Genomic DNA, 26,341 nt, shown 5'->3' with positions numbered 1-26,341 from the left:
TTTCACCGCCGATTTCGCAGACCTTTTCCGGTCTTTTTTACTTGATCAGCGGAGAATAGCCAGGCAAACCGGTGAGCGTTAATCGAATACGACGATTTCCTTGCCACTGAGCTTTTCCTGGATCTTTTTGATGACCAGTTCCAGATGTTCGCCATTGTCAACCCAGTTAAGATCGTCCGCTGGCACAGTCAGCACGGGGCACATATCAAAGGAATCGATCCAGCTCTCGTATAGTTCATTGAGTTGGGTCAGGTATTCTGGCCGGATATCCTGTTCGTAATCTCGTCCCCGGCGACGAATCCGTCTCAACAGCGTGTCGACCGTCGCCTGAAGGTAGACAACCAGATCGGGTGGGGGAAGAAACGAGGTGAGCACTTCGTAGAGCTCGCGATAACTGCGGTAATCGCGAGCATCCATGTGTGCCTGGTTGAAAAGGTTGAGAGCGAAGATTTCAGCATCCTCGTAGACGCTGCGATCCTGAACCACCGACGTGGGGTGGTCGAGCAGTTGGCGGTGATGCCGAAGCCGCCGGCTCAGGAAAAATATCTGTGAGTGGAAACTCCAATGACGCATGTCCTTGTAGAAATCTGACAGGTAGGGGTTCTCATCCACGGCCTCTGGAAAGGGTTGCCATCCCAAGCTCCTGCTAAGCAATTCAGTTAAGGTGGATTTTCCGACACCAACGTTGCCTGCGATCGCTATAAAACGTTTTGTTGCGGTGGTTTCGGTCATTGGGCTTGTGTCCCTGGCGCAGGCCAATTGCGTCGCCAATTCTGATCCATCTTGTCTACGTAGGCATCCTCCAGATCGATGCCGGCGTCGTTGGCGATCTTGATTACATAGGCCAGTACATCGGCCAATTCGTTTTTCAGACTCTGCCTGCGCTCGTCCAGGGGATCACTGGCGTCCATTCCGGCCGCTACATCTTCTTCGTTCTTGATCCGGGCAGCCCACAGTTGGGCAAGCTCCCTCCCCAATTCACCGACTTCCTCCGTCAAAAGCATGAAGTCAAGATAGAGATCGACCACGAAGTCTTTTTCCTGGTCCAATATCAGGTGGAATTGTTGAAAATCACCCAGGCGCCGTGCTGACGTACGTAAAATGGGCGCGCTGCCGGAGGACATAGAGGGAGAAACATCTGGCAGAACCTGTTGGTAGGCGCCTTTTTCGAGCGTATTGCGAATCAAGTTGACGATGTCGCGCCGGTCGTCCTGGCTGGCGACAAAGTTGAGATCGCTGGTGTCGATATTGAGGATCGGCGCCTGGTCGAAATCGACGAAAAAGCGCTCATAGGCGATCCGGAGATCATCGATGTATTGGCGTGACATCGATCGTTCGAATGACCGGTCTCTGATAGCGATCCGGTTCATCAGACCATCGGTATTGGCCCACAGGTTGACCACGAGTTGCGGGACTGGAATGCTTTCTGCCAGTGCATCGTGCATCCGTTCGTATACCAGCAGCTCATCGCCGGAGAGGTTAAGATGGGCGAACAGGCGATCTTTGGCAAAAAGATAGTCACTTACCAATCCATCCTTTCGCAATAGCTGAGAAATGACCTCGTTTTGCTGTCGGTAGCGACTGAGAAGGAAAAATATCTGGGTTTGAAACGCGTAACGGGCCCGGTCGGCGTAGAAATCGGAAAGAAAGGGGTTTTCCTCAAACACTTCCAGTAGAAGTTGTCCACCCATCTCCTGCTGCAGAATGCGGGCCAACGTCGTTTTGCCTACTCCGATCGGGCCCTCGATGGCGATATGAAAGCGAGTGTTCACATTTACTCCTGGGATAGAGAAGCCTGGCAAAGGCCGCCAGTATCGGTTTTTACTTTGCTCCCATCGGTACCGGTTCTGGCGCAGCTGGAATGCCTTTGCTTTTTTGCAGGTACCATGAATTGGGGTGGGCCTTAGCATACTGCGCGCGGCCTGAAAAGTCAAAGTTCGCTATGGATTTGCCTGGTTTCCGGCTCTGTTGTGAAACCTACACGCCCTTTCAACCGTATGGTAAAATACAGGGATGGAACGGAAGGTGTGGCACCGGATTGCAGGTGCCTGGCTGGTTGAGTTGTTTTGGAGCATCATGTGACTGTCAATGATGAACAGAAATGGATAGGGGAGGCGCGGCGTGGCGACCGGACAGCCTTTAGCCGATTGGTGGAGGTCTATCAGATTCCGGTCTATAACCTGGCCTATCGCATGTTGGGAAACCGGCAGGAAGCTGAGGATGCTGCCCAGGAGACGTTTCTGCGGGCATACAAGCGCCTGGCTTCCTATAATCCGAACCTGAAATTCAGGAACTGGATCTTGTCAATAGCGTCCCATCACTGTATTGACAAGCTGCGAAGGCGCCGGTTCACCTGGCTGTCCATTGAGGATAATCCTTCGTTGAGCTGGCTGGCCAGCGATGACCAGCGTCCCGAGGACGCTGCCATACGGTCCGAGCGGTCCGCAGAAGTGCGTGGTCTGCTGGATTTTCTGGAGCCCGGCTATCGTGCTCCGCTGGTGTTGCGATACTGGCACGATCTCTCCTACAAGGAGATAGCCGAGACACTGGATCTCACGGAGTCGGCGGTAAAATCCCGACTGCACAGAGCCCGCATTCAGATGGCGGCGTTGCTCGAGGAACAGGCGGCCAAGCCGGTAGAAACTGACTCAAATGAGCAACCAGAATCAACGACAAAGGCCAAGAATGGTCGAAAACTCAATTTCAAACTGGGCAAAGCCCTTGGCATAGTTGGTTGAGGATAATCAGATGACAGATACCTTCGAGGCACAAACGGCAGAGCACACTGAGCACAGTTCGACCATCGAGATGTCGCTGGTGCTGGATGGACTGCTGGACGTCGAGGAAACCGCGAGATTCCACGACCATCTGGCTCGCTGTGAAAGCTGCCGCAGCCGCTGGACAAAGTGGCAGAGCATCGATCACATTCTGGAAGTCGAGCCCTTCGTTGGTCCGGCTTCAGGATTCATGTTCAGGGTGGATGAACGAATTGGACGGGAGCAGCAGCGCCGGGAACGACTGTTAGGTGGATTGGTTCTCGTCGGCGGTACTTTTTCGCTCTGGAGTCTCGTATTGATAGGATTCCTGGCGACGACCGCAATCTGGCTGTATGTCAATTCGGAAGCGCGACTGCAGATCGTGGAGTATCTTGCCTATTCGAGCCAGTTGGTTGCTCTGGCCGCAGGAAACCTGGATCGAATTCAGGATGCGCTTCTGGCCTTGGTGCCGTCTTCCTCCGTGGTGGCTGCTTTGCTCGTCGCAGTCGCGTTGTCGGTGATCCTGTGGATCCGCCTGGTTTTCTTTGGAGAACGGTACAATGGCTACTTGCTTGAGGGAAATGGCCGGGATTGATGAGTCAAGCATGCAAGCTTATTGAGCGGCGCAGTGTTTGAGGAGATAAAGAATCGTGCGAAAACAGATTGTGTTGGCGTTCAGCCTGGCGATTGTACTGTTGATGACGTTGGCCGTTCCAGTGTTGGCCCAATCAGATGGACCCGGTCAGATTGTCTTGGGTGGAGAATACACGCTGCAATCTGGTCAGATCCTCAGGGGTGACCTTGGCGTACTGGGTGGCAATGCCATCATCGAGAAAAACGCTACCGTTTTTGGAGACGTCATCGTTGCTGGTGGAAACCTGGACGTCGCGGGTAGAATCGACGGCGATATCGCGGTCTTCGGCGGCAATGTTACCCTGGAAGAATCGGCTACCGTCGACGGTGATGTGGTAAGCTTCGGCGGAAACGTCAGGCGTGAGGGTGGCGCTGTCGTCGAGGGTGATGTGACCGAGGATTATGCACCGGAGTTTCCCGGTTTTCGAGGGCTTCCGATTTTCCCCGGGAATCTGGATGACTTTCAGCCCATGTTGCCCAGGACGTCACCCGGTCAAGTGATCTTCGGTGCATTTCTGGGGTTCCTGCGCAGTGTTATCCTGGTCTTTGCTCTGAGCGGTCTGGCGCTACTGGTTGCACTGATCTGGCCCAGAGGAGTCGAACGGATCGGTCGGGCAGGACTGGCCCAGCCGGCTATGTCTCTGGTCGTCGGCATCCTGACCTGGGTCGTTGGTGCCGTTGCAATGGTCCTTATGGCGGTCACAATCTGCCTGATACCCGTAGCCCTCCTGACAGGATTGTTACTGTTGGCGGCAGCCATCATGGCTTGGATCGCATCTGGTTGGGTGGTCGGTAGCAAACTCCTTGCTGTTTTCAAGGTATCCACTCCCTCGGTGGTTTTGCAGGCGACAATCGGCACAATGGTTCTGGCGATTGTCTATTTTCTGGTAAGTTCCATACCCTGTGTGGACTTCATCTTCGGCACGCTGATCGCGAGCTTCGGAATGGGTGCAATTGTGTTGACAAGGTTCGGCACACGGCCATATCCGGTCGAGGCAGTTGTCACACCGGTTCAGTCCCCGGCAGTAGTCGAAGAGGATGACATAAAACTGATTGAAGAGTAGAGTTCGCAATGGTCTGAATTGACCTTGCCGAAGCACCGGGTGGAATCCTCCTACCCGGTGCTTTTTCATTGCGGTTTCTTGGTCTATCCACCGGGTTCTGTGGTATAATCGTACTTGTTGTAGAAGTTCGTCGCGAGGTATCTTTGGACCGTTTGTCGTCTGCTGAAAAGGTGGAGCAAGGCTCCTTCGTTGCACTGCGCGTCTGGCTGTCAGGATCACCATGGAGGCCAACTGGTGCCTGGCTGGTCTTGGCGGGCGTTCTGGTGGTTAGCGGCCTGCGTGTGCGGGACTGGGCTGTGGTGCCTGTCTTCCTTGCATTGCTGTTGGCCGAGTTGTTGTGGGGCGCCCTTTGGTCCCAACTTGTGACGGAGGCCGACTGGACTGGAAATCTTGGTACCGGACGACCCCGGCTTCCCTTTGCCCAATCCGATAGTGTCGCAGGCCGACTCCTTGGATGGAATTACTCCGGTTCTCTGTCGGCGCTGCTGCGCGGCGGTTTACCCCTCCTGATTCTGGCTATTTGTGCCGCCTGGCCCCTGGGCCAGCCAGCCCTCATCATGACCATGGCCGTAACATTGCTGGTGGGGGTCGGAATTCTTGCGCAACGCGCTGGCTTGCGGTCCTGGTTAGCCTGGCTTCAGGCGACGGTTCAGGTGGGTTTGCCCTTTCTTCTTGGCGTCAGTCTCGCTGGAACGTGGCCAGAGGCTGGACGTTTTGCACAGATAGGGGTGATGGCTCTGGGCTTCATACTTTTGGCAAGAGCCGGGTTCGGAGCGGCGATGGAAGCGGAGGTGCCCTCGAATGCCCAGGGTTTCATCACGCCTCTCCTGGTTATTGCAGGACTGGGTTCTCTTCTGGTGATCGGCGTTCTGTTGGTTGCCGGTCAAGCAATCGCTGCGGGTGTAGTCGCCTTGATTGCTGCTGCACCCTTGCTTCAATTGGCTCGACAAGGGCCGGTCAACGCGGGAACACTGTGGGCCTGGTGGTGGGCCTTGACGATGGCGGCGGCGATCGCTTTTTCGTTGGAGATCGGTTGATGCCTGCGTGGGGCTGGATTCTTGTGCTCGTTGTTGCGCTTTTAGTGGCGGCTTTCTACTGGCTCTTGGTGTTGACCGAGGGAACTTTTCTCGGATCCCGGGTAGTGCTCGCCTTGTACGACCTTTATTCCGTTCGTTATGATAGAATAAAGCAGTTTGACAGTTACGACGAGTACGCCTTTCTGGCGCGGCCGCTGGTAACCTGGTTTGATGAGACAGGGTGTCAGTCGGAAAGCGGTCCTCTGGTGCTGGACGTCGCCACGGGCACCGGGCGTTATCCGATTGCAGTGCTTCGCTCCATGGGCGCGAAAGGCCGGGTAGTGGGGTTGGATGGTTCCAGCGGTATGTTGCGACAGGCCCGCAAAAAACTGAACGATCTCGGGCTCGTCGATGTAGTTCTTCTCAAACACGATGCGTCTCAGTTGCCCTTTGCAAGCGCTGCGTTTGAGGTGGTGGCCTGCCTGGAGGCCCTGGAGTTCATGCCCGATCCCCAACGGGTCATTGTTGAACTGATGCGGGTACTCAGCCCGGGTGGGCTTCTGGTCGTCAGCAACCGCATTGGCCGCGACACAGCGCTAATGCCAGGCAAGGCCTGGAGCCGAAGTGAATTTTCCGGGATATTGACAGGTCAGGGTGCAAGTCGGGTGGCGAGACAGGCCTGGCAGGTGAACTACGACCTTTACCTGGCAAGGAAAGCTGGAGAGCTTGTAGCAGGAGCGGAGCGGGATTGGTTGGACGTGTTGCGCTGCTCCAGGTGCACAGGATCGGTTGAGCAGGGAAGGGGCACTACAGCTCTCTGTGTCGAGTGCTCCGGGAAGTGGATCGAGGTTGACGGAATCTGGGAAAGCGTCTGACCAACGGCTCTGAAAATTACAACCTTTCGTGTAGTCATTGTTGCTATTCCCAAGAAACCATGGAACCTCTTTAAACATAGAGTAGACTATGCGAACTGGTTTTTCGTGATGTCTGAGGGTTTCTCCAGAACCGTTGCCGCACTCAAAAGGGACGCCCGCCGAAAAGGAAAGTGAAGCAATCGAGGCGGATATTTTGACAACACACCAACTTGCAGGAGTACCGATTGAACCCTGACCAGGCTGTTCCGGTGTTGGCACTGGGTGCCAACGCGGATTAACTGTGGACGAACTGCGCTTGCTTATCAGCCACTTAAGCGACTGGCAAACCATTGTTGACATTCTTCTTGTCGCTTTGGTAATATACGGTCTGTTACACCTGTTTCGAGGCACGCGCGCCGTTCAGGTATTGCGAGGAATTGTGGTGGTTGCATTAGGGATAGCACTTATCACCAGTTTCTTCCAACTTACAGCCTTTTCATGGTTGGTGCGCAACGCAACACCTGCTCTGCTCGTCACTATTCCGATTATCTTCCAGCCAGAGCTTCGGCGTGCTCTGGAACGGCTCGGTCGTTCAACACCGATTCCGGGCCGGAATGGCCGCAGCAGCGCTGCAGCACGACTTGTCGACGAAGTGGTCCAGGCTACCAGTATTCTCAGTCGGCGCAGACACGGCGCGCTGATTGTCTTCGAGGGCGATACGGGCCTGCAGGAGTATATTGAAACGGGTGTACCTGTGGACGGTGAGGTGAGTTCCCGCTTGCTCCAGACAATCTTTTTTCCTGGAACGGCTCTCCACGACGGTGCGGTGTTTGTGAGAGGATCAAGGGTGCTTTCGGCTGCAGCCGTTCTTCCTTTGACCGGCCGCCAGCTCACCGATGTACAGCTGGGTACTCGACATCGAGCTGCAATTGGTATTACTGAGGGAACCGATGCGCTAACGGTCGTCGTTTCCGAGGAGAGCGGTGCCGTTTCAGTCGTTCGGAACGGGCGCATGGTCCGCCGCCTGAACGATTCCCGGCTTCGCAAGATCCTGCAAAACTTTGTAAGGGCTTGATGCCCACTGCCTTGAGGATGTTCCATTGAACCGGAAACTGGCAAACCTCGGTGCCATGGTACTCTCGCTGATCCTCGCGATCGGTGTGTGGGTTCTCGCCATTCAAGATGAAAATCCAATTATCACTGGGGATTTCGAAACACCGATTCCTGTGATGTTGCTTGGGCCCAACGCGTCATTTTCTATCGCTGGCAATCCTCTCGATGAGGTGGTCCTGACCGTTCGCGCACCTCGTCAGGTATGGGACGAGAAACTGCGGGCTGAGGATTTTCAGGTCATTGCCGACCTGACCAACCTGAACGCTGGACGTCACAGCGTCGAGTTGGTGGCCGGTTATCCTGGCGGGGACGTCGAGATCCTCGACATCAAACCGAACAGCCTGGTCATCAATCTCGAGGAAATAGTGACGTTGAGCATACCAGTTGAAGTAGACGTGCTGGGCACTCCGGTTTTTGGCTATGAATGGCTCACAAGCATGGTGACTCCTACCGAAGTTCTGATAACCGGCACGCCAAGCGAGGTGCAGGAAGTTGAGCGAGCCGTAGTCGAGGTTGCTATCGCCGGTGCCCGAGAAGACCTGACCCGCCAGCAGCCCGTCTCGTTGCGTAATCAGCGAAATGAACCCGTTATCGCGGGCACCCAGATCGACCCCCGCTCGGTTCAGGTGAAGGTAACAATCGATCAGCGGCCCGGGTATCGCGACTTCAGTGTCCGGGTGCCCTATACGGGATCAGTGGCTCCGGGTTACCAGGTTACCGGGATCGTCGTCGATCCGAGCCTGGTAACGCTGCGAGGAAGCCCGGATGCCTTCGAAGAACTTCCCGGCTTTGTAGAAACCATGCCGATTGATATCGCCAATGCGACCGAGGATGTAGCTGCTCAGCTGGCCTTGCAGTTGCCAGAATCGCTGGCCGTCGTAGGTGTTCCCGGGGTAGGAGTGCGCATCCAGGTGGACCCGATTATCACCAGCCGAACCATGCAAGTTGTTCCCACGATCCAGGGCCTCGGCCCCGGGTTGACGCGGACTTTGCCAATCGACACAGTGGATCTCATCGTTCGCGGACCAGTGTCGATACTTGAGGCGATGGAACCTGGCCTCGTTGCAGTCATTATTGATCTGATAGATCTGGGGCCAGGGTTGCACTCCGTCGCCCTTACGCCCGTTGTCCAGGACAATGTCACTGTTACCAGCCTACTTCCGCAGACCATAGAGATTCAGATCTCCGAGATTGTTACCGAGGAGTTGTCGTTTCCGCTTGCTGCGACCCAAACCGTGATTGCCACCACTTCGCCTTTGCCTGTGACGCCAAGTTCAACGCCTGGCAAGCCAGGCAACTAAAAATGGTGAAGTGCTCATCTAGAATCGATCAAATCAATGCCACTTCCAATTGTAGCGCTAGTAGGCCGACCGAACGTCGGAAAAAGTACCTTATTCAACCGCATCGCCGGAAAACGCCTGGCTATTGTCGAGGACCTTCCCGGCACAACTCGTGACCGGCTGTATGCCGATGCCGAATGGACCTCAGTGCCATTTACGCTTGTAGATACAGGAGGAATCGAGTTGACCGAGGGAGTGGATGCAGGTGCCCGCCGCGGTATTGCTCCGCTCGGTGTGGCATCGGCCGATTTCCGGCGTGAAATCCGTGAGCAGGCCCAGGTTGCAATCGAGGAGGCAGACGTCATTGTCTTTATGGTAGATGCCCGGGATGGTATCACCGCGGGCGACACAGATGTGGCCGACGTCTTGCGTCGCACCGAAAAACCGGTTGTGCTGGCAGCCAACAAAGCAGATAATGAGGCGCGTCGATTGGCAGCGCTGGAATTCTACGAACTTGGCTTGGGCGAACCCTTTCCCGTCTCAGCATTCCATGGAACAGGCACAGGGGATCTTCTGGATGTGGTTGTCAAGCGTCTTCCCGAAATAGAACAGGACCCGGAAGATGACGCTTTGAAAATTGCCATCATCGGTCGACCCAATGTAGGCAAATCGTCGCTGCTGAACGCGCTTATCGGCCAGGAGCGCTCGATCGTCAGCAGTGTACCAGGAACAACACGGGATGCCATTGACATGCGCCTCCTGTGGGAAAATGAACCAGTCGTGCTAATCGACACTGCTGGAATCCGCCGCCGCGGTCGGGTTGAACGGGGAATCGAAAAATACAGTGTTATGCGTGCCTTGCGGGCGGTTCAAAAAGCGGATGTCGTGGCGCTGATGATCGATGCCAGCGAGGGGGTAACGGCCCAGGATGCTCACATCGCCAGCTATGCCCTTGACGAGTGGAAAGGAGTGATGGTACTGGTCAACAAGTGGGACCTGGTTGTCAAAGACACTTACACCATGCACGAGTTTACCCAGCGTATTCGGGCTGACTTCAAGTTCATTGACTGGGTTCCCTTATTGTTTATTTCAGCGCTTACGCGGCAACGGGTTCACAAAGTCATCGGGGTGGCGCAGAAGATTCAAGCTGAACGGCATGTTCGGCTCCCCACGTCTGAGGTCAATCGTGTCATCAGGCGGGCGGTTGATCGCCACCGCCTGCCCAGTAAAACGGGCCGCCAGTTGAAAATCTATTATGCGACCCAGGCCGACGTGGCACCACCGGTCTTTGCCATATTCGTAAACGACACAGAACTGGTTCACTTCACCTACAGACGCTATCTGGAGAACCAGATCAGGGCACATTATCCCTTCCTGGGCACGCCCATCAAACTGGTGTTCCGCAAACGAAGCGAGAATTGAAACGATATAGAAGGCAAACTCCCGGCATGCAAAACGATCGACCATCCATCACAAGATGGCTGCAAAACAATTGGCTGGAACTGTTGCTGCTCGGCATATTGGTGCTGGCCCTGTATTGGGCAGGGCGCACAGTCATTGCCTTGTTACCCAAGGCTGCACCGGAACCTGCCGGAGTGCCCACTATGAGCGCGGTCGACAGCCTTGAATCCCCCTCCGAGACCCCGGACGGGGCAACGCCAGCCAGGCGTTTCTTCGATGGCACGATCGCACAAGGCTACGTAGGATCCCAGGTTGCTCTGGGACCCAGGGCGGTCGGAACCAGCGGGCACAAGGCCGTTTCGGAGCTTATCGTCGACGAACTAAATCGTTCCGGTTGGTTGGTTGAAGAAAGCCCTTTCGACTTGGGTGGAATCCCAATGAAGAACCTCATCGCCAAGACCGGTTCCGGAAACGCAGGCCTTGTGATCATTGCCAGCCACTACGACACCAGCCCGGTTGCCGATCTGGACCCGGGAATCGAAAATCGGGACTCGCCGGTACCAGGAGCCAACGATGGAGGCAGCGGTACGGCAGTCCTGCTGGAGCTCGCCCGAATCATGGACCAGGATAGTCTCAACAGCGAAGTGTGGTTGGCTTTCCTCGACGGCCATTACGATCCCCGCGGCCTTACAGGTGAACCGATCTCGGCTGGCGCAACCTTCCTTGCCCAGAACCTTTCCACCGAACCTGACGCCGTAGTATTGATCGATTTGGCGGGCGATGCAGACCAGCTTCTCTTGATCGACGGGAATTCGGACCCCGATCTAAGCAGGGAACTCTGGGACATCGGAGAGCGTTTAGGTTATTCCCGATGGTTCGTCCCCGAGACGGAGCCCAGTTTCGACAATGGTGTCTTCGACTTCCGAAGTCGCGACATCCCCGCAGCCAATATCGTCGATGCCGACTACACCTTCCTGAGAACAAGCCAGGATACCACCGACAAGATCCGAGCCTCCAGCCTCGACCGGGTAGGGCGGGTCCTACAGGAATACTTGGAGAATTAAAATAATGCAACCAGCAGCACGGCTCAACAATGTTCCCATGTATGTATTTGCAGCACACGGTGCCCGTTTGCGAAAACTACAGTCCGAGGGCCTCGATGTCATTCGACTGGACATAGGACAGCCCGACATGCCACCGCCTGATTTCATCATTGAAGCGCTCGAGCGTTCATTGCAGGACCCGAAGAAACATGGTTATGCCGGTTATGCGGGTACACCAGCGCTTAAACAGGCGATTGCAAACTACTACCAGGATCGATTTGGTGTTTATCTGGATCCAGGTTCGGAGATCTTGCCCTTGCTCGGGTCAAAGGAAGGGCTGGCCAACATCGCACTGGCCTGGCTCGATGAGGGAGACATCGCCATCGTGCCCGATCCGGGATATCCAACCTACCAGATGGGTGCCAAACTGGCAGGCGCAGAGGTATATTTCGCAAAGCTGGAGCCAGAATTGGGCTGGCTGCCTGATCTGAAAGCCATTCCGAAAGATGTTGCAGCGCGTGCCCGATTGATGTGGATAAGCTATCCCAATAATCCCACTGGCGCTGTTGCGCCCCTCTCTTTCTATGAAGAGGCCGTGGCATTTTGCCGGGAGAATGCTATCCTGCTCTGCTCCGATCTGCCTTATGCCGAGGTATCCTTCGAAAGCCATCGTCCCCACAGTGCCTTGGAGGTACCCGATGCAAAGGACGTGACCCTGGAATTCAATTCCATGAGCAAGAGCCACAACATGGCTGGCTGGCGTGTAGGCATGGCAGTGGGCAATCCCGTTGCCGTAGCTGCGCTGCTTCAGACGAAAAGCAATATCGACAGTGGGATTTTCCGCCCGATTCAGGATGCTGCCGCGGTAGGCCTGGCCCATGACCGGACATGGATGGATGCCCGTAATGCTGAATACCAGAAACGCCGGGACATGATCCTTGAGACCATCCGTCCTATGGGGCTTGAAGCCGAGACGCCCCAGGCAAGCCTGTATATCTGGGGCAAAGTGCCGCCCGGTTACACGTCCAGGGGATTCGCCGATAAGGTGCTCATGGAGACCGGTGTCAGCATCACGCCAGGCGATGCCTATGGGCCCAGTGGCTCGGGATACGTGCGCATCAGTGTGGGCCAGGAAACTGATACCATTGAGACCGCACTCGATCGCCTTCAAACATTGGAGCTATAAAGACTTGTCACAAAACGAAACGGATCGCTACTACTATTCCGACCAACCCGAAGAAACCGCTGTATTAGTCGGAATCGAGTTCAAGTCGTCGCCGGGAATGTTCGGCGTGGCCGACTCCCTGGCCGAGCTGGAGCAGCTGGCTGAAACGGCCGGGATTCGGGTGCTTGGGCAAACCTATCAACGAATCGCCAGGCCAAATCCGGCCACACTCATCGGCAGCGGCAAGTTGGAAGAGTTGCTGGACATGCGTACGACTCTGGGTGCCACCGCAGTGTTGTTCGATGAGGAACTCAGCCCCCGACAGCAGCGTGAGATCGAAAAGGCTATCGGCGATGAGGATGTGAAGGTATTGGATCGCACCGCCCTCATCCTCGATATTTTCGCCAGGCACGCCAAGACGCGCGACGGTGCTTTGCAGGTCGAGTTGGCGCAGTACGAGTATAGGCTGCCGCGACTAACCCGTGCCTGGACCCACCTTGCCCGGCAGGCCGGTGGTGGCTCGGCACGCGGTGGGGCAGGGGGGGTGGGGCTGAGAGGGCCTGGCGAAACCCAGATGGAGGTTGACCGCCGCGAGATCGGGCGACGAATTGCACATTTGAAGCGAGAGCTGGAGGATGTGCGCAGCCATCGAGAACGCCACCGGCAGCGACGACGAAGCGCGTCCCTAAATACTGTTTCCCTGGTGGGGTATACCAATGCAGGAAAAAGCACCTTGATCAACACCCTGACTCGAGTCGCCAGTCCTCAGGGCGACGGGGCAGGAGTGCTGGCCGAGGACATACTCTTCGCGACGCTTGATCCGACTACCCGCCGGATCGCGTTGCCCAGTGGGAGAGAGACGCTGGTCAGTGATACAGTCGGATTCATTCAGAAGCTGCCAACGACGCTTGTCGCTGCCTTTCGGGCAACCCTGGAGGAAATCGCCGAGTCGGACCTGCTGCTCCATATTGTTGACATAACACACCCGAATGCATTGCAACAGGCACTGACAGTTGGGGAGGTGCTACGAGACATTGGCATTACCGACAAACCGCTGATCACTGCCCTGAATAAGATCGATTTACTGAGAGATCCAGATGACGTACGAGAGTCCCTGGGAGACCAATTCCCGGACGCGATACCAATCTCCGCCGCGGCAGGGTGGGGAATGGAGGAACTGCTGGAACGGATCGAGCAAGTACTCAATCGAAATCTATTGCCAGTTGAGGTACTCATCCCTTATAGCGTAGGAGATCTTGTCAGCCTGTGGCATACCCACGGATTGATCCAGGAGGAAGAGCATACCGGGGAAGGGGTGCGTATCCAGGGCCTGTTGCCCAGGCGGTTGTGGGGGCGCATGCAGCCCTATGCGACGAAAGCGCAGTGAGTGGCGTCAGCATTGTCCCAGTGAATGGCGAATCCTGAGATCACTCGACCAGGGGCAGCCAGTAGCCCCTCCACTCAACGGCACCGAGATCAACCAGGGAATAGAGATTGCGGGGAAATTCCTGGCCTCGCTGATCGCTTTTCAATGGATTTCCATCGGGATCAACTGCCAGGCCGTTGCTTCCGGCATTGATAGCTGGACTGCCGCTGAATAGTGGCTGAGTCTGAGTGCTTCCTCCATAATCCAGCAGAGGCCCCAGGTGGGGGTCCTGGCCGACAATGTTGCCATCGAGGCCGTCTGACACGCCGCAGGTCCCGACGGGGCCTGCGATCAACGTGAAGCGCGCCGTCAGGCTTGACCCGGATGCACCAAGACAATCGCCATCTGGATGGCCGGCAACGATGCTATTGTGCATCGTTAAGCTGCCGCTGTTGTAAATTCCGGCGCCATCGCCATCTTCAGAGGACTTCAGAAGTAACGGCAACAGGGCAGCCTGATGGACGCCCGGGGCGCCAACCAGGCTGTTGTTTGCCACAGTAACGTGGGTCAATGTGAGCGTTCCGGCATTCTGTATGCCGCCTCCACTGCCGCCCTGCGTTTGCCACGCCAGATTGCCGCTCACGGTGCCGTTGGTCATCGAGGCATTTCCGCTGGAAAAAAACCCGCCGCCTGAGCTGGTAGACCGGTTGCCGCTCACAGTGCTGTTTACCATCGAAATCGTTCCCGAATTGAACACGCCACCTCCGGGAAGAGCGCAGAAGTTATTCCGGACAGTGCTATTCTCAAGCCGAAGCGTGCCCTCGTTGCGAACTCCGCCACCACCATAGGCGAAACTCTCGTTTTCCTCGACAATGCTGTCGGTCACCAGGGCCAAACCCGCGTTGTAGAGGGCACCACCGGCATTGTCTCCCACCGTGCTTTTCTCCAGCAACACGGTTCCCAGGTTGACAATAGCGCCCGGGCCCGCTGACTGATTAAAGGTGACACGGGAACCAGCGATTCGAATGAAACCAGAGTTGAAAATCGCCCCCGTCTCGCCAGCAGTCGCACCATTGCTGGCGATGTTGCTGTCGTCAAGGAACATGGTGCCACCGTTGGCGATGCCGCCGATACCCTGATCAGAGTGGTTATCACTAACCAGTACCTCCGTGAAGGTCATCACACCGCTGTTGGCGATTCCACCGACATATCCGTCAACTGGCGCCCGGTTGCCAGTGATGTGGCTGGAAGTTAAACGCACCCTGGCACCACGAACAACTATGCCGGCGCCATAACCAGACACATCTACCTGGTTATCCCTGACAGAGCTATTGGAAAACAGCCCATCACCGTTGTCAATGTAAACACCAGCGCCCAAACCCTCAGCATCGATTTGGTTGCCTTCGATCACACTGTCGACCACAGTGAGGCGACCCGTGGCGCTGTGGATACCGCCGCCAGTGCTGCCAGTTCCACCATGGTTGCTGGAAATGTACGAATTCGTAAGGGTGACCGTGCCCGTGTTGAAGATTCCGCCGCCAGCGGCGTGTTCGCCTTCGACCATATTTCCAGCCACAACGCTGTCGACCAGTTGCAGGGTGCCGGCATTGTAGATACCGCCACCCTGCACAGCCTTGCCGCTTGAGACGCGGATTCCATCCAGAAGCAGGGCGCTCGACGGGTTGACATAAATTATCCGGTTCTGGTAATCTCCCGTCAGAGTCACAGTGTGGCCATTGGCCAGTAGGGAGGTGTCGGAGCCGATCTGTATCTCCGGCACCAGGATAACGCCGTCACATTCAAAAGATATCTCGCCTCCAGCCGGTAGGGCGGCATGCAACGTGCCGGGACCGGGGCCAAATCGGCTGCAGTCGGTCACCACACTGATGGTTCCCGGGCTGAGCAGGATGGGGAAAAGGGTTAGAATGAACAGGTAGGGCAGGCTAATAAGGGAGTCTGGAATTCGAAACATAAAACAGCACCATTTCACAAGTTCACAAATAAAGCACAAGTATTTACATAACATTCTATTCCACACAGCAAACACTGCTGAGTCCAGGAGGGGACCACGGGATCTCGCCAGGAGACATTCGTGCGCCATCTGATCAGGTTACGAAACTGAGCAATAAACAGGGAGGAATCGGCCGAGCGGCGCGGGTCGACGCGGGTTTGCCCGGGCTGGCTTTCCATCCCAAATCGGGATTGCAGTTGCAAATGATAGAGCGCTGGCGCGGGAACAGGGCTAATGGAGGCCGATTCTGATGTACACACTATGGCTGTTATGTCACCCAATATCCCTTCGGAGGGCTGTATCTGGTCCGAACTTGACATAGTTACCACTCCTGACCGGAAATTGCTCTTTTGCTCACCCCCTACTGCCAGGACCGACGAATCCAGCAGTTGCCTGCGTACACTCCAAAGAAAACTGGTTGAGTTAGCCCGGAGAATCGAGGAGATGCGAACGTGCGACGCCGAAGACGAGCGAAATAATCTCCCGCAGCATCTTTTATGTCAACAAATTGCTTCGCATAGTATACGAGTTTCTAGAAAACCCTCTCCTCCGTGCCAGCAACGATCCCGATATTGCTCCAAGGATCGGAGCTCCCAGCTATTTTCAGAGAACCCTGACCGGCCGCGATGGCAGGTGGGGCAGAATCATGAAGGCAGCTGCCCTGATGAACCAACCGCCCCACTTTGCCGGGTCTCTCTGGTCCATTTTCAGTTCAGCGCTCGGATTCCCTGTCTCATTTGCTCCCGTTCCAGAAGGCTTTCCCAGCGGCTCCGGATGACACCGAAGCTGTCGACAAAGAAAGTTGTCGGCAGGTAATCAACATCCAGGTATTGCCGTGCGCTTCCCTGCTCGTCCAGAAGTACGAGCAGGGACATGCCATGCCTGTCGACGAATTCCTGCACAGCAGCCCGGTCTTCCCCTTGATTGATTGCCACGATCAAAACATCGTTATTTCCGTAAGCAAGCTGCGCCTCCTGCAAGGCAGGCATTTCTTCAATGCAGGGAGGGCACCAGGTTGCCCAGAAATTGAGTAACAAAGGCTGTCCAGCCAGATCCTGGAGATTCATTGGTTGCCCTTCCAACGTTTCCAGCTCGATATCGGGCAATCGTTGCGCCATAGGATCGCCGGGCAACGAAGCCTGATTCCAGGCCAGGAACAACCCCACTGCCCCACCGATGATCAATGCCACCGGCACCGCAATGGCAATTCCCTTGACCAGCATATTCCACCAAGTGGATTCAGCACGCATTTCGCTCATAAACCACCCTTCAAATCCGTTTCGCAAAGCCTATCGTTTAGTCAGGAGCATCAAAGTGTAAAGATATAGCGGAAATTACTACACGAAGACCTGGTATAACCACCCGCATTCTCCTGCTCCCGAACAAATAGCCTGTCCGGACGTACCGAGGGTGCAGCGCTCGGGAAGCTGGGTCACCCCATTTTCCTCGCCATCCAGGTATACTTGAGGCGCTGCATTGCCCTGCTGGTCGGTGTTTTGCGCCACCGATTCTTGTATGCTACAATCAGTTGATTAAAATTAACCAAAACATACTCGATTTCGTTGATTTCCATGCAGCTGTTACGCACACTTTCCATTGCCGGTCTTGTTCTGGCAACCATTGCGCTTATCTTCCTGGCGGGCTTCGGCACCCACGCCCTCATTACCGGCTCGGGTCGGGATCCGTTGTCGGTTGCCAGCGTTGGATTCGCGGAAACCCAGGCCGACCTGCAGGATACTGATTTCGATGTCTTCTGGGAAGCCTGGCATATTTTACAACGAGATTTCTTTGGTGACCAACCGGATACCCAACATCGAACGTACGGAGCGATCCAGGGGCTCGCACAAGAGTACGAGGACCCCTACACTTACTTCATCGAACCACAGCCACGGCAACGGGAGCGTGAAGAACTAAGCGGAGAGTTCGGTGGCATTGGCGCCTGGGTCACCAGAGACGAATCTGGAAATATCCGGCTCGATCCTATGCCAGACCGGCCAGCGGACAGAGCCGGCATTGAAAAGGAAGACATCCTTGTCTCGGTCGATGACACGACCATCCAACCTGATATGACCGCCGACGATGTCGTAGCCCTGATACGCGGCCCGGTTGGCGAGCAAGTAAGCCTTCAAATCCGGCGCGGTGACGAGCCGGCACTGCTTACGATGGCTATCGCCCGCGAACGCCTTGAGACGCCCTCTGTGGAATGGCGCATGCTCGAAGAGGTGCCCCAGGTTGGATACGTTGCTATCAGCCTGTTTAGCGATCGAACGGCCAATGAGCTGGATCAGGCGCTTACGGAGTTGCGAGATCAGGAAGCCCGGCATCTGATAGTTGACTTGAGAAACAACAGTGGAGGCCTTCTTCAGGCTTCTGTTGACGTGGCTAGCCGCTTTCTGAAGGATGGGGTCGTGTTATTTGAACACCACAGCGATGGCAGTGAACAAACGTTCCGTGTTTCAGGGGGCAACAAGGCCCCCAACTGGCCCATGGCGATCCTGGTCGACGGAGCAACGGCCAGCGCGGCGGAAATCGTGGCGGGCGCGCTGCAAGACCGTGCACGAGCAAAATTGATCGGTGAGAAGACCTTCGGCAAGGGATCGGTACAGCTGGTCCACGATCTCAGCGACGGTTCATCCATTCACGTGACAGTTGCTCGCTGGTTGACACCTAATGGCCACGAGATCAACGAGATCGGGCTGACTCCCGATCTGGAAGTATCCCATGAGGACGAGCGAGATGCTCCCCTTGAAGAAGCAATCAAACACCTGCTCAATCAGCAGGGATGACAACGAGATACCGAGGATTTGATGGAAAACAACGATAGCAACAATACCTGGAAATGGATCCTTGTCCTCGCCGTAATCGCGGGCCTGGGGTTCATGACTTTTTTCGCCGGCTTTGGTGCCGGTTTCGGCACGGGCAGAGTCACCTCACCGCAGATTGCATCGCTGAAAGACATGCCCTTTGAACGGACCGGGCCAGAGGGCATGAACCTTCCCCGGATAACTGCCAATAGCGATCTTCCCAGAGAATTCGATCTGCTTTGGGAGGCCTGGGATGCTTTGAACGAAGACTTTTACGGTGAGCTGCCAGAGACACCGGAAATGGTGGGCGCCCTGGTCACCGGAATGTTGCGTGCGGCCGAGTATGAGCAAGACGAGTCTCTGGATCTGGAAGACACTTCTGACGACATCCTGGAAGCGGTCGTTGAAACGCTGGAGCAGCAATTCGGCACTCTGCCCGAGCCCAGCCCTCTGATTTACGGAGCTATCAATGGCGTGACGTTTGCCCTGGAAGATGATTACACATTCCTGCGAAACCCGGAGCAAGCTGAGTTCTTCAACGAGGGGCTCAACGGCAGTTTCGAGGGCATTGGTGCCCGGGTGGATACGGCCGAGGATGGCGGCGTCCTGATCGTGGAACCCTTCGAAGGCCAGCCGGCATGGGAAGCCGGTATCCGCCGCGACGACATCATTCTGGCGGTTGACGATGTCGATGTGACCGACATGAGCCTGCAGGATGCCATCCAGCTGATCCGAGGCCCCAAGGGCAGTAAGGTCGTTCTTCTAGTTCGTTCGCCCGAACAGGAATCACGCGAGATCACCGTGAAGCGAGACCGGATATCCATTCCAGCGGTCGAATATGAAATGCTGGACAACAATATCGCCTACATCCGGTTAGGGGAATTCAGCACGCCGTCAACCCGCCAACTAAGAGATGCCCTGGATGAATTGCAGGAGCAGGAGCCGGTCGGGCTTATTCTCGATCTCCGAGGCAATCCTGGCGGTTTTTTGCGCACCGCCGTCGATATCTCCAGTGAGTTTATCGAGGATGGGCCCATATTGGTAGAACGATTCAGCGACGGAGAGGAACAGGTCTACGAAGCCAGTGGGAATGGACGCGCCCTTGACATCCCACTTGTCGTTCTGGTCAACGAGGCCAGCGCCAGTGCCTCCGAGATACTGGCCGGTGCCATACAGGATACCAGTCGTGGCGTTTTGGCCGGCGAGACCACCTTTGGCAAGGGGTCGGTTCAGGTGCCCCATGAGTTGAGCGATGGGTCGATGCTCAGCGTTACGACTGCCCGCTGGTTTACGCCGGCCGATCAGCAGATCCACGGTGCAGGCCTGGTGCCGGATATTCAGGTGGAACGATCCCTGGAGGATCGAGCCGAAGACCGAGACCCACAGCTGGAAAAGGCAATCGAATATCTACTGGAGAACTTCGGACAGTAGCTGCAAACAATGAAATCTGACGATAACGGGATCAAGGTAATCGCGACCAATCGAAAAGCCCGCTATGACTACCACATCAACGATACGATCGAGGCGGGTATCGTGCTGACCGGCACCGAGATAAAATCAATTCGGGCCGGTCGCGTGAACCTTCGAGACAGCTTTGCCCAGATTCGCAGCGGCGAGGCGTGGCTTGTGGGTGCTCATATTGCACCTTATGCCCATGGCAATCGCGAAAACCACGAGCCCCGGCGAGACCGCAAATTACTTCTCCATCGCCGCGAGATCAACAAGATGGCCGGTCGGATCCAGGAAAAAGGCTGGACACTGATTCCCTTGCGGCTTTACCTGAAGGATGGCCGCGCAAAGGTTGAACTGGGACTTGCCCACGGAAAAAGACAATACGACAAACGGCAGACCATTGCCAAACGGGATATCGACCGGGAAATGCGTCGGGTTGTGAAAGATATGCACCGCTGACTTTGGCGCGACAGCCGGTCCGTGGTATAATCTCGAGTAATCATGGGGATGATCGGCTTCGACGGGGCAGGCTGACCCAGGATTGCAAGCCGAGGTGCGTTACCTCGTAAAACAGGCGCAAAACCTTTAACTGCCAACACTGGCAAGGCTTTCACCTTTGCTCCGCGCAGCAATGCTGGCCAACTGGCCCTCGCTGTCTAGAGTAAGGTAGCCGCCCCCTCGGGTAACAACTCGAGGCAGCCCTTGCGATGGTTCTCGCGGGTCGCAAGACAAGCTGTCATAACTGCTGAGATGCAGCAAGTCTGACGCAGATGGGACTTGCCCAAGGCCAGAGGCCCCCCTCTGGTTCATCTGCTAGCCATCCAACGGTAGACCGTCGCTGGTCGGCCGGACGGCGAACACCCAAAGCAGCGACTAAGCTTGTAGTATATCCTCGGTTGAATGTTTCGGACGCGGGTTCGATTCCCGCCATCTCCACCTGGCACGGGCTGGCCATCTACACGGTCAGCCCGTACTTTTTTACGATCAGAGTTGACTATCGCTGGAGGAACATATTGCACCACGCCGAGCTTCTGGAACTGGAACTGCCCACGGCTGAACGCCTGGTCCGGGAGGCAGGTGTCCTGGTCCAAAACGTCTACGACGGAAATATCGACGTTGAATGGAAAGGGACCAACGACCCGGTCACCGCCGCCGACCGGGCAGCCAACGAATACCTGGTGAGGGGTCTCCAGCATGCCTTTCCCGGCGATGGGATCCTTTCAGAGGAAGCGACAGATGATCTCGATCGCCTTTCGCGGCAACGGGTGTGGATCGTCGACCCCCTTGACGGTACCAGGGAATTTATTGATAGGATCGGTGAATTCTCCATCATGGTTGGCCTGGCTATCGACGGCAAACCGGCACTGGGTATCGTATTTCAACCGGTATCTGATTTGCTGTATCGCGCCGTTCCGGGTGAACTCGCCGAAGTCGTCCGCGAGGGAACAGTATCCGCTCTCTCGGTCTCCACCGAAACCTCCCCCTCACAGATGCGTTTAGTAGCGAGCCGGTCCCACCGTGACCCCCTGGTAGATACCGTCTGTCGTAAACTGGGCGTCATCCTGGATCAACCGAGCGGCAGCGTGGGTTTGAAGGTCGGTTTACTCAGCACCGGCGTCTGCGATCTCTACATCCATCCCGCCCCCGGCCTTAAGGAATGGGACACTTGCGCTCCGGACGCCATTCTGCGGGCAGCAGGAGGTACGATCACCGATGCCTGGGGACGGCCCCTGGTATACAATAGGTCGGATTTCCGCCAGCGGTGGGGATTGATCGCCAGTAACGGCGTCATCCATGCGCAAATCGTTGCCGCGACGATCGAGGCAGCCGAAGAAGCTGGCTACACCGAAGAAAGCGGCTTCTGGTAGATCTCAGCTGCGGTTCCAGTTGCCCATTTCCCGGAAAAAGCAGTAAAATAGCCAGGTCATTCACTCACACTCCTGGAAGAAAGGAAGCTGGCACCTATGGATCCCGTACGTATAGGCGTGATCGGCGGCAGCGGCGTCTATCAAATGGACGCTCTCGAGAATATTGAGGAGGTGTGGTTAGACACACCCTTTGGCAAACCCTCCGATGCCTTCATCGTTGGATCCCTCGAAGGACAACGAGTCGCATTTCTCAGCCGCCACGGTCGCGGGCACCGTATCAGCCCGACCCGATTGCCCTTTCGAGCCAATATCTGGGGCTTCAAGAGACTGGGGGTAGAATACCTGATCGGCGTAAGCGCCTGTGGCAGCCTGAGAGAGAGATTGACTCCCGGCGACATCGTAATACCGGATCAGGTCTTTGACCGCACACGCCTGCGAAGCCTTTCATTTTTCGATGATCCAAAAGTGGGCACAGAGGGGATCGTCGCCCATATCGCCGTAGCGAACCCCTTCTGCGAATACCTTTCCGAGGTCTGCCTCCGCGCAGTAAAGGAAACCGGGGCAACAGCCCACCATGGTGGCACATTTGTGACGATCGAGGGTCCCCGTTTCAGTACGAAAGCCGAAAGCAACGCCTTTCGTCAACTGGGCTTCGATATCATCGGTATGACAACCACCCCAGAGGCATTCCTCGCTCGTGAAGCAGAGATGAGCTTTGCCATCATGGCCCATATCACCGACTACGACGTATGGCATGAAAGCGAGGAGCCCGTAACCGTCGAGGCAGTAGTACGGATATTGACACAAAATGCCGTAATTGCTCAGGACTCCGTACGCAATGCTGTCAGGATGCTGGCAAACGCAGGGCCCAGCCCCTACCGCAACGCCTTACAGAATGCTCTGTTTACCGACAGGGCCTATTGGCCCGAGAAGGCCAGGAAACAGTTAAGCCTGTTCATCGACAAATACAGCTGACGTTGCATTGGGACCGAGCTCGCTTATAACGAAAGCCCAGCAAAGAACAGAGGCGGCGCATCGCTTACATCGACGATGCGCCGCCTCTGTTGCCAGGTGAAACCCCGATCAACGTCTGTGGCCGGCCTCTCCCGGCACCGACTCAACGGCGTACTCCGGTTCCCCTCCGAGGACATCTGCCAGAGCCAGGAAGAACAGGCCCAGCATGACCAGTGCAGAAGCGACGCACCATGGGCAAATCGCCAGGATCACAAAGAGTTCAAGATAGGTCAAATAGACGGAGAAAAGCAAACCAACCAGGGTAACCAGGAAAAACAGTTGAGTTGCCAGCTGGCCCAGGTCTCTCCAATCGAACCATTTCACGAGGAATAACACCAGAAGTGCCAGATAGGTCAGCAAGCCGAGGATGGCGACCGGAATCCCGAACAGCTCGGCATATGGGCTGGTCTGCACAGCCTCGCAGTTACCCACTCCGGCGCAATACGCCTCCAGTCCGAATAGCTTGATGTATGTCAGGTAGGTGGCAACAGCAATTCCTGCAAAGATCAGAATCAGTTCCAGCCAGTCCTGCCAATTTCGAGTCTGGGCCATCATCCCCTAGCCGTCCCCCTGTGCTTCCAGCTCCGCGTCGACCGCAGCCTTGATCTCCGAATACACCGGTGATGCAACCTTCTTGCCATTGACAAAGACAGTGGGTGTCGAGTTGACGAAGAGGTTGCGAGCCTCGTTGATGTCATCACGGATCACATCGCCGTGGTCCTGGCGACTCAAACACCTGTCAAAGGCCGTGCTATCCAAGCCCAGAGCGTCCGCCATGTTGCGCAAACGGCCCTGGGTGAAGGTATTGGGGCCCTGCTTACCCTGTTCCTGGTAGAGAAAATCGTGCATTTCCCAGAACAGACCCTGATCGGCCGCACACTCGGCTGCGTTGGCTGCCCAGCTTGCACCCGGTTCATGTTGGGGTAGGGGGTAGTGCTTGTACTCAAATCGTACAACTCCCGGATTCACATACTCTTCCTTGAGTTGCTTGCCACTTGTTTCAGCGAAGGTTTTGCAGGCGGGGCAGCCGAAATCGGAGTATTCCGTGACCACCACTGGAGCAACGGCACTGCCCATTGTCGACCGATCTACCAGGTCAGCGCTCAAACCGGTAGCTGCAGGCGGTTCACTCACAGACGCCTGGCTTTGATTGGTAAAAAACAGGATGGCGCCAACCGCAACCACTGCGACTGCTGCTGCCACCCAGAGCCACGTCTGGTTTTGCTTTCGCTTGCGGTCTCGGTAGGAAGTCTTGGTTGGCGTTGTCGGCTGGGCAGTACTCTGTCCACTGCTCGATCGTTTCTTCTTTTTCTTAGCCATAGTCTCCTCAGATTCAATCAAGTTTTCAATAACAATTCGCGATAAATCGGGCACCAGTATACCACAGCCGGGGAAGCGCCGAAAATCGAACGGAGACCGAACTGGCGAAGGCCACGTTTGACAAAGGATCGCTTTGACCGTAAGATAGCAGATCAGCCCCGATTCCCGGGGCGAAATGGTGTTAATGCAATGAACAGCTCCCTTCTCGGGACCGAAACAGGGTTCGACCGGCAGCCACTGGCAATTGGACTGATCACCATTATTCTGGCTGCGTTTATCGCACTGGTGACACCACTCTGGAGCATAGCCATTCTGATCGGTATGGCTATTACCCTGGCAATCCTGGTTCGGCCCTGGCTAGGGCTTGTCGCACTTGGCCTCTCCATTCCATTTGCAGCAGCCATGCCACTGCCCGTGGGAAATTTACCGGTGGACGGTGCAGACCTGCTCTTGTTATTGGCATTGGGAGCATGGCTGCTGAAGGGATTCGCCCAGGGATCCCTGGTTATTCCGTGGGCTCCCTTGACGGTGCCTCTGGTGTTGTTCGCGCTGGCGCTGGCGCTTTCCCTTCCAGGAGCAGGCTCCTACAAGGAAGGGATTCCGGAACTGGTGAAATGGCTCCAGGTGTTAGCACTTTACACCTGCGTGGTTGCGATCCTGCCGGCTCGTTTCGCAGGCTGGGTCCTGGCAGCGCTGCTTCTGGCGGGAGTGGGCCAGGCACTGCTCGGACTCTACCAATTCATAACGCAGACGGGCCCCGATCCTTTTGTGTTGATGGGCCGCTTTATGAGAGCCCATGGTAGCTTCCGCCAGCCAAACCCCTACGCCGGCTACCTCGGTATGGTCGCGCCTTTGGCCATTAGCCTGGCCATTTGGAGCCTGACGCCCTCGGCTGGCCAGCGGCTTCACGGCTGGCCAGGGATCGTTTTGCGGCTGGTGTTGTTCGCGACGGCATTGCTGATCTCCCTGGGATTGTTGCTGAGTTGGAGTCGGGGCGCCTGGATCGCCTTTGCAGGATCGACTATGGTCGTCCTTTTGGCACTCAGTCGCCGTGCTGCACCATTACTGGTGGTTATCCTGATTGCCCTGCTCGGATCGGGTATGATATTCGGGTGGGCGAACTTGATTCCCGACCCGCTGGTTGAGCGGCTGGCCGACCTGGAGACCTATCTGGGATTGGTCGAAGTGCAGCGGATCGAGGTGACCGACGAGAACTTCGCCGTCATCGAACGCCTGGCTCACTGGGAAGCAGCCAAGGCCATGTGGGCAGACCAGCCCTGGCTGGGCGTGGGTATCGGAAACTACGGCGCCGCCTATGCCCGGTACGCACTGCCGCGCTGGCAAGAGGCGCTGGGCCACGCCCATAATGTCTATCTGAATTTTGGTGCGGAGAGTGGCCTGCTGGGCTTCGTTGCCTACCTGGTATTCTGGGTTGCCGCCGGCTGGCGCGCGATCCGGGCAGCTTCAAACCGGGACCGCTACGTGGCAGCTGTCGGTGCTGGAGTGCTGGGTGCCTGGGCACAGATCACGATCCATAACCTGTTTGACAATCTATGGGTGCAACACATGTACCTGCACTTTGCCTTGATGCTGGGTGTCATGGCAGTGCTGGACAGCGGCCCACTTATCGGCAATTATCCAAAAATCAACCAGCGTCCCATCGAAACCGTTGGAAACTCTTAGTCAATGTCTCATTCCGTAGAAACACGATTGCCGCAAACACTTTTCAACAACCTGCTCGACCGGTTATCCCATCGAACTGGCCTTAGCCCCAAGGAGTTGACCCGGTTCCTGAAGTTTGCCACCGTCGGCGCCATCGGTATGGTCGTCGATTTGACGGTGCTAAACCTGTTAATCAAGGTATTTGGCCTGCCGCTGCTGGTGGCTAACAGCATTTCATTCACGGTGGCGGTTCTGAGTAACTTCACCTGGAATCGGCTCTGGACCTTTCCCGAGAGTCGAGAACGCCCCCTTCACTCACAGTTGGCCCAATTTGCCGCTGTCAATATCATTGGCCTGGCAATCAACAATCTGGTGCTCTGGTTGGTTTACCAATTGACAAGCCAGGTTATTGCCGACCCCCTCGACTATAACCTGGCCAAGATAACTGCCATCGGTGTCGTATTATTCTGGAACTACGGTGCCAACCGGCTTTGGACCTACAAGGGGATCGAATAAGAA

The 26,341-nt window shown here is 56.0% G+C and carries 24 protein-coding genes and 1 other RNA gene; 19 read left to right on the top strand and 6 right to left on the bottom strand.

Going from position 1 to position 26,341, the window contains the following annotated elements:
- Positions 1-78: 78 nt before the first annotated feature.
- The gene (locus tag U9R25_19440; GenBank protein MEA3338069.1) at positions 79-732 is read right to left on the bottom strand and encodes a deoxynucleoside kinase; all 654 of its coding nucleotides are present in this window, start codon (positions 730-732) and stop codon (positions 79-81) included.
- The gene (locus U9R25_19435; GenBank protein MEA3338068.1) at positions 729-1,772 is read right to left on the bottom strand and encodes a deoxynucleoside kinase; all 1,044 of its coding nucleotides are present in this window, start codon (positions 1,770-1,772) and stop codon (positions 729-731) included. The genes U9R25_19440 and U9R25_19435 overlap by 4 nt, the downstream gene beginning before the upstream one ends.
- A gap of 306 nt (positions 1,773-2,078) precedes the next feature.
- Between U9R25_19435 and U9R25_19430 the strand changes: the two genes are divergently transcribed.
- The 11 genes from U9R25_19430 (at position 2,079) to hflX (ending at position 13,712) form a co-directional block, all read left to right on the top strand.
- A complete protein-coding gene (locus tag U9R25_19430) occupies positions 2,079-2,738 on the top strand; it encodes a sigma-70 family RNA polymerase sigma factor (GenBank protein ID MEA3338067.1) in 660 nt (219 codons plus the stop codon).
- A gap of 10 nt (positions 2,739-2,748) precedes the next feature.
- Complete coding sequence (locus tag U9R25_19425; protein MEA3338066.1) at positions 2,749-3,351, top strand: zf-HC2 domain-containing protein; 603 nt, start codon at positions 2,749-2,751, stop codon at positions 3,349-3,351.
- Between the two features lie 55 nt (positions 3,352-3,406).
- Entirely contained in the window at positions 3,407-4,453 is a 1,047-nt protein-coding gene (locus U9R25_19420) for a polymer-forming cytoskeletal protein (GenBank protein ID MEA3338065.1), read from the top strand.
- A 152-nt stretch (positions 4,454-4,605) separates the two neighbouring features.
- Positions 4,606-5,490, top strand: coding sequence for a hypothetical protein (locus U9R25_19415; GenBank protein MEA3338064.1), 885 nt, complete (start codon positions 4,606-4,608; stop codon positions 5,488-5,490).
- The gene (locus U9R25_19410; protein ID MEA3338063.1) at positions 5,490-6,344 is read left to right on the top strand and encodes a methyltransferase domain-containing protein; all 855 of its coding nucleotides are present in this window, start codon (positions 5,490-5,492) and stop codon (positions 6,342-6,344) included. The genes U9R25_19415 and U9R25_19410 overlap by 1 nt, the downstream gene beginning before the upstream one ends.
- A gap of 280 nt (positions 6,345-6,624) precedes the next feature.
- Positions 6,625-7,398 (top strand): diadenylate cyclase CdaA, encoded by a 774-nt coding sequence (cdaA, locus tag U9R25_19405; GenBank protein MEA3338062.1) that lies wholly within the window; start codon positions 6,625-6,627, stop codon positions 7,396-7,398.
- A 25-nt stretch (positions 7,399-7,423) separates the two neighbouring features.
- On the top strand, positions 7,424-8,737 hold the full coding sequence (locus tag U9R25_19400) for a CdaR family protein (GenBank protein MEA3338061.1): 1,314 nt from the start codon (positions 7,424-7,426) through the stop codon (positions 8,735-8,737).
- Positions 8,738-8,773: 36 nt separating this feature from the next.
- Complete coding sequence (gene der, locus U9R25_19395; protein ID MEA3338060.1) at positions 8,774-10,138, top strand: ribosome biogenesis GTPase Der; 1,365 nt, start codon at positions 8,774-8,776, stop codon at positions 10,136-10,138.
- A 26-nt stretch (positions 10,139-10,164) separates the two neighbouring features.
- The gene (locus U9R25_19390) at positions 10,165-11,181 is read left to right on the top strand and encodes a M28 family peptidase (GenBank protein ID MEA3338059.1); all 1,017 of its coding nucleotides are present in this window, start codon (positions 10,165-10,167) and stop codon (positions 11,179-11,181) included.
- 4 nt (positions 11,182-11,185) lie between these two features.
- A complete protein-coding gene (locus U9R25_19385) occupies positions 11,186-12,346 on the top strand; it encodes an aminotransferase class I/II-fold pyridoxal phosphate-dependent enzyme (GenBank protein ID MEA3338058.1) in 1,161 nt (386 codons plus the stop codon).
- Positions 12,347-12,350: 4 nt separating this feature from the next.
- Positions 12,351-13,712, top strand: coding sequence for a GTPase HflX (hflX, locus tag U9R25_19380; protein MEA3338057.1), 1,362 nt, complete (start codon positions 12,351-12,353; stop codon positions 13,710-13,712).
- 40 nt (positions 13,713-13,752) lie between these two features.
- On the opposite strand, the gene U9R25_19375 is transcribed toward hflX, so the two are convergent.
- The gene (locus U9R25_19375; protein MEA3338056.1) at positions 13,753-15,663 is read right to left on the bottom strand and encodes a choice-of-anchor Q domain-containing protein; all 1,911 of its coding nucleotides are present in this window, start codon (positions 15,661-15,663) and stop codon (positions 13,753-13,755) included.
- Between the two features lie 746 nt (positions 15,664-16,409).
- Entirely contained in the window at positions 16,410-16,961 is a 552-nt protein-coding gene (locus tag U9R25_19370; GenBank protein MEA3338055.1) for a TlpA disulfide reductase family protein, read from the bottom strand.
- 312 nt (positions 16,962-17,273) lie between these two features.
- Between U9R25_19370 and U9R25_19365 the strand changes: the two genes are divergently transcribed.
- The 6 genes from U9R25_19365 (at position 17,274) to mtnP (ending at position 22,801) form a co-directional block, all read left to right on the top strand.
- On the top strand, positions 17,274-18,488 hold the full coding sequence (locus U9R25_19365; protein MEA3338054.1) for a S41 family peptidase: 1,215 nt from the start codon (positions 17,274-17,276) through the stop codon (positions 18,486-18,488).
- A 21-nt stretch (positions 18,489-18,509) separates the two neighbouring features.
- The gene (locus tag U9R25_19360; GenBank protein MEA3338053.1) at positions 18,510-19,937 is read left to right on the top strand and encodes a S41 family peptidase; all 1,428 of its coding nucleotides are present in this window, start codon (positions 18,510-18,512) and stop codon (positions 19,935-19,937) included.
- A gap of 9 nt (positions 19,938-19,946) precedes the next feature.
- On the top strand, positions 19,947-20,417 hold the full coding sequence (smpB, locus tag U9R25_19355; GenBank protein MEA3338052.1) for an SsrA-binding protein SmpB: 471 nt from the start codon (positions 19,947-19,949) through the stop codon (positions 20,415-20,417).
- A gap of 44 nt (positions 20,418-20,461) precedes the next feature.
- Positions 20,462-20,897: a transfer-messenger RNA gene (gene ssrA, locus U9R25_19350) on the top strand.
- Positions 20,855-21,826, top strand: coding sequence for a 3'(2'),5'-bisphosphate nucleotidase CysQ (locus U9R25_19345; protein MEA3338051.1), 972 nt, complete (start codon positions 20,855-20,857; stop codon positions 21,824-21,826). The genes ssrA and U9R25_19345 overlap by 43 nt, the downstream gene beginning before the upstream one ends.
- A gap of 96 nt (positions 21,827-21,922) precedes the next feature.
- Positions 21,923-22,801: an S-methyl-5'-thioadenosine phosphorylase gene (mtnP, locus tag U9R25_19340; protein MEA3338050.1), complete on the top strand. Its 879-nt coding sequence runs from the start codon at positions 21,923-21,925 to the stop codon at positions 22,799-22,801.
- A 108-nt stretch (positions 22,802-22,909) separates the two neighbouring features.
- Here the strand turns inward: mtnP and U9R25_19335 are convergent, their stop codons facing one another.
- Entirely contained in the window at positions 22,910-23,395 is a 486-nt protein-coding gene (locus tag U9R25_19335) for a vitamin K epoxide reductase family protein (GenBank protein ID MEA3338049.1), read from the bottom strand.
- 3 nt (positions 23,396-23,398) lie between these two features.
- Entirely contained in the window at positions 23,399-24,160 is a 762-nt protein-coding gene (locus U9R25_19330) for a thioredoxin domain-containing protein (GenBank protein ID MEA3338048.1), read from the bottom strand.
- A 189-nt stretch (positions 24,161-24,349) separates the two neighbouring features.
- Here U9R25_19330 and U9R25_19325 point away from each other — a divergent pair, with 189 nt between their 5' ends.
- The gene (locus tag U9R25_19325) at positions 24,350-25,843 is read left to right on the top strand and encodes an O-antigen ligase family protein (protein MEA3338047.1); all 1,494 of its coding nucleotides are present in this window, start codon (positions 24,350-24,352) and stop codon (positions 25,841-25,843) included.
- 3 nt (positions 25,844-25,846) lie between these two features.
- Positions 25,847-26,338, top strand: coding sequence for a GtrA family protein (locus U9R25_19320; GenBank protein MEA3338046.1), 492 nt, complete (start codon positions 25,847-25,849; stop codon positions 26,336-26,338).
- The last annotated feature ends 3 nt before the right edge of the window (positions 26,339-26,341 follow it).

Source organism: Chloroflexota bacterium (genome assembly GCA_034717495.1).
Lineage (GTDB): Bacteria > Chloroflexota > Anaerolineae > JAAEKA01 > JAAEKA01 > JAYELL01.
Note: the sequence above shows the minus strand (reverse complement) of the source record. Positions and strands in the feature narration are given on the sequence as shown.